General features: G+C 58.3%; 3 protein-coding genes. All 3 read right to left on the bottom strand.

Going from position 1 to position 4,319, the window contains the following annotated elements; translation table 11 throughout:
- Nucleotides 1–473 precede the first annotated feature (473 nt).
- Nucleotides 474–1,637 carry a transposase gene (locus AC0L25_RS32160; RefSeq protein WP_473599139.1) on the bottom strand — a complete coding sequence of 388 codons (1,164 nt, stop codon included), beginning with the start codon at nt 1,635–1,637 and terminating at the stop codon, nt 474–476.
- A gap of 890 nt (nt 1,638–2,527) precedes the next feature.
- Complete coding sequence (locus AC0L25_RS32155; protein WP_473599140.1) at nt 2,528–3,073, bottom strand: CocE/NonD family hydrolase; 546 nt, start codon at nt 3,071–3,073, stop codon at nt 2,528–2,530.
- Between the two features lie 568 nt (nt 3,074–3,641).
- A partial coding sequence (locus tag AC0L25_RS32150; RefSeq protein ID WP_473599138.1) for an MmgE/PrpD family protein occupies nt 3,642–4,319 on the bottom strand: 678 nt, incomplete at its 5' end.

Here is a 4,319-nt window from a genome sequence, read left to right as displayed (position 1 = left end):
AATTCACGTCGGCTCAACAGGCCCGTAGCTACGCCACGGCTGAGATACTCGAGTTCCTGTGACATTAAGTGCTCCTCGCTTGTTTCCCCTTGTGCCGATCAAGCAGCCTTCTTTTTTATGATATTACGGGGCTCGCTGGGCCGTTTTGCGCAAATTTTCCTCCTACCAATGCAGGAAATCGGCATTTTTCCTCTTTATGTGCATAGGGCGACGGGCGACGATGTCTGATAAGAAACTCGAATTAAAGGATCGGTAAGGTACAATAGAGGGGCCCTAGTGCCCCGTGTTGGGCATGCGCTAAGATAGCTTTGGCATGGACTGAAATTTGCGCTTTCGTGGTGGCTCACGCCATCGATGTCGCAAGGCAAGGAGGTTTTGGTGCAGGATTGCCAAGGGAGGTTGAGCAAAGATCGCTGCGATCAGAGAGGCGACGATCTGGCGGGTAGCGCGCCACAGCAGCGGGCGTCCGTCGCTCAAGGGGGAGAGACACCCAACTCCTGCGAGAGGGGTTCGGTCACAAGCGCGATGAGGAACTGCGCAAGAATCCAAGGCTTTGCGATCCTTGCGTCTTTGGCGGGAGGCGCGCGCAGTCCGATCAGGCTCTTCAGACGCTTGAAGGCGAGCTCGATGCGCCAGCGCATGCGATAGAGCTTGAGAACTGTGCCGGAGGGAAACTCCTCCTGGTCAAGCGAGGTCACAAGGATAACAAAGCCGGCAGCAATCAGCGTCTGCGGTTGAACCTGCTTGCCCTTGGCCTTGGCTTCCTTGTTGATTTTGCGCCGCGCTTCTTGTGTCGCGGCCTCGGATTTGCGCAAGGCGATCAGGCGCATCTTCAGGGGCTCGCCCTTCTTCTTGAGGCCCAGCCAGACAGGCGTTTCGATGACCTCCTCGCGGCAGCTCTTCAGGTGGCCGATGAGATCGAACGCCTTGCCGTTGGCGTCGAGCCATCGCACATTCTTCCACGCCGCGCGCACGACAACGTCGCCGCCTTGCGCCATGACCTTTGCGATCCGCTCGGCCTGCAGATAGGCGCGGTCGCCGATGCGGATCTCGCCCGCCACCACCGGCACGCGGTCGATCAGCTCGGCCTCGCTCTGGTCGGTGATCTCGAGGAAATCGAACTGCTCGCGCTCAAGATCGAAGGCGCAGTGCATACGCCAAAGGCCATTGTTCTTCTTCTCATGCACACCGGCCTTGGCAACCGATGTCGCATCGAGGATGCGGATCAGCCGGCCCTTGGCCAAGCCTACCTCCTCGCGCTTCAAAAGATACCCAATCAACTGCTGCAGCCACGGCCCTGCGTTGCGCAGCCGGCCGAGCAACGCCACGTCCGAGATGTCGGCGATCCCGCTCGCCGCCGCCCAGGCCACGACGCCCCGCATGCCCACCTTGCCAAGGCAGTAAGCCAGAGTCAGGCGCAACAGATCAGTAGCCGATCTGACGCCCCGCGGCCGCAGGAACGCCTTCGTCTCGCGAGCACTCCCCGCGATCAACTCTTCACCACCGAGAAGCTCAATCGTCTCGGCCCAGCCGTCATCTACAAGCGATTCGTGAGTCATCGCAGCGTAGAATAACAACCGATTCCCCGCTGCAACTCCTATCTTAGCACACATGCCGTGTTGGGAGAGCCTGCCCATCAGGTCATGCCCTCGGCGCCGATGCGGCTGGATTCCAGAAGAACATAATCGCCAACGGATCCGAACTCACTTTGCCTGCCATGGCTTTAGGACGGCTGCCGCAGACGACCCAGCGCAAGGGCTACCCCAAACGAGACCGAAAAACGTGAACCGGGAAGATTGAAGGGTGCGCATTCCGCAGCTAAAGAAGCGTTTCCTTGAGCCGCGCTGCATGGCCGAGTGGGCGCTGACGCGGTGATCTTAGGCACATGTGCAGGTCCGCTCGGTCGACGACTTGGTCGTGGCGATCAGCGCGAGCGGCGTCGTGGAAAGGCCTTCATCTTTCAGCCGATCCCGGTCACAGCCGCGAGCTCTGGCTCCGGAAGAACGGCTGGCGCCGTGTCAATCTCTTGTGTCTCCTTCAACGCCCATGAGAATAAGGCGACCGTCGCCATGGTGCTCGACGTGAGTTCCAGCGCTGCCGGATGGGAGGTCGAAGAAGTCCGAATCAACCAGTTGTCTTGAGAAGGCGACGAACCGTTTCCCGGGGTGGGCGCCCGCTCTATCAAATTGAACTAAAATTCGGCTGTCAGCCGCTTCAGGTACACGGCCGCTGCTCTGAGTTAGCCTTGGACCCTCATGTGCTGGCCTCGCTTAGCGATATGCCGCGCCGGTGCAGGCGAATAACGATAGATCCGTATCCCATTCGAGATGAGGAGTTTTGGCATCCTCAACGTCGGCGATTTGAGACGCAATATCTTGTTGTTTTCGATGTGTCGATCTCCCTCTAGCCTATCCTCGAACCCAAGCGGCCGGACGAGATTCATCGGCCGGAGACGGGCAGGATTACGTAGGAGACAGACTCTGCGTTGGTGCACAGTGTTATGGGTGACGACTCATTCCGTTTCGTCTCAGTTGTTGCCCCCTGTGTTAAGATCCCGGTCAAAGCGAGGAAACGCGGAACTCGAGATTTCGAGCCGGATTCGATGGCCGGGCGGGAACCAGTTGCTGGTGGCGTCCAGATCGATTTCGATTTGGTAGACCTCCCCTGGCTCCATCGTCACCGTCCGGTCGAAGCTTTCGCGGTATCGAGCGCGGCAACCGTCCACGACGTCAATCGCACGCCCGTCCGGATGTCCGTCCGGAAGTCTGGCCACAAAATCGATGTCTCGGGCCGAAGAAGATATGGAAAATACTGCCTTAATGAACCCAGCGACTTCTAGCCCCTGTTCGAGTACCTCCGAGGTAAAACAAAAAACGTCTTGACGGAGTTCGACTTCCTGATAGGCCCGCGGGCCTAGCGTCGTCCCCTTTGCGTTCCCGCCGTGCACCCCAAGAAACGGTACCGGATTGCCGGGGTCATAAGCGTACGTGTCGGCTGGCTCATCGTCAGAAGGTGGCGCTAGGTCGAGCCTGCCATTGCCGAGGCGAGTGTTGGCATTTCCACCGCTGCGCAGGAACCAGCACTATACTTCCACCCCGGAGGGCCATTCTGAGGCCGTACGCCATTCGTTGCGACCCATCACGACGTACTGGACGCGAGGCATTTCCTCGATCCGATCTGGCTCCTCTTTCAACCAGCAGTCATACCAGTTCAGATAAATCTGCCTGCAGTCCAGGCGGGCGTCGCCCAGCTCGCGTTCGCCGACGACAGTCGGGCCCTCAGTGTCGCGGTGCCTGCTGGCGAGAGAAAGATGTGCTGGTGCTCACTAGCCGCATGGCTTGCCCCCGAGAGCTGAAGACCCGCTGCTGATGGAGAGCGTCGCCAGCGCCGACATCATACCCTGAACGCACGAACAGGGTTGGTGTGTCGATCTGTGAGTCCTCGCGAAGGAAGCCCAGCCGATCGAACCAGGGGTCATCAGGGTCGCGTGAAACCCAAACTCCCACTCCGTTGGTCACGCCGTCGCGCATGGGAACACGCAGCCCCAGTTTCCAGAACCACTTCATAACAGAGCATCAAAGGAATCGGGCCAAGTCTAACACACAAAGTGGATTCCCTTTACTGCTCCTGCAACCTCTGGCCTACCTACCGCCAAGTAGCAGCTCGAACAGCGGTGCCAATGTAGGCCGCTTATCAAGGTCGTCTATGAACTCCCCGAGCAACCCGAGTTGCTTCTCGGAGAACGGCAACATCGACACTGCAGCACAGGCCCTAAGTTTCCGCACGCCATCGGCGAGAGAAGCTGGGCTTTCGGGATGCCCAAAAGGCTTGTCGATGCGGATGAAATGTTGCGCTCCAGACTTTAGCTTCACTTTGACTGTCGTCGGCGAATTCCCGTAACGACCGTGAGTGCGATCAATTTCTGGATCAACCACGATCTTCGTGGCCGCCATGATTTTGCGCACAGCCGGATCCTTAAGCGTTTCGGCTCGGAAATCTCCAATTGTGACGCTGCCACGCTGCGCCGCTACAGCGACGACGTAAGGCAGGCTGAAACGCGCAACAACAGGGTCGGCGGGGTTCCACTTTTTGTCACAAGGCTCGAGCACGACACTTCCAGCACGCTGATTCAATCCGAGCTCAATTGAAACAATATCCTCGCCTGTGAAGTTGTGCTTCTGCCGCAATTGCAGCAGACCATCGATGCCGTGATGCGTAGCTCTACAGGAAGGCCAAGGTTTAAAGCTAATGAAGGCGTTCACATAGTCGCGGCCGAGTTTGTTCATAAGCAAATCAAGGTTATAAGCTGGTTCGAAGGC

This window comes from Mesorhizobium sp. WSM4813 (assembly GCF_055811555.1).
The sequence above is the reverse complement of the archived record's forward strand: the minus strand, read 5'-3'. Positions and strand labels throughout refer to the sequence as shown.

Coding starts and splice junctions, on each gene's coding strand:
- AC0L25_RS32160 (WP_473599139.1), bottom strand. CDS start 1,637: ATGGGCAGGCTCTCCCAACACGGCATGTGTGCTAAGATAGGAGTTGCA.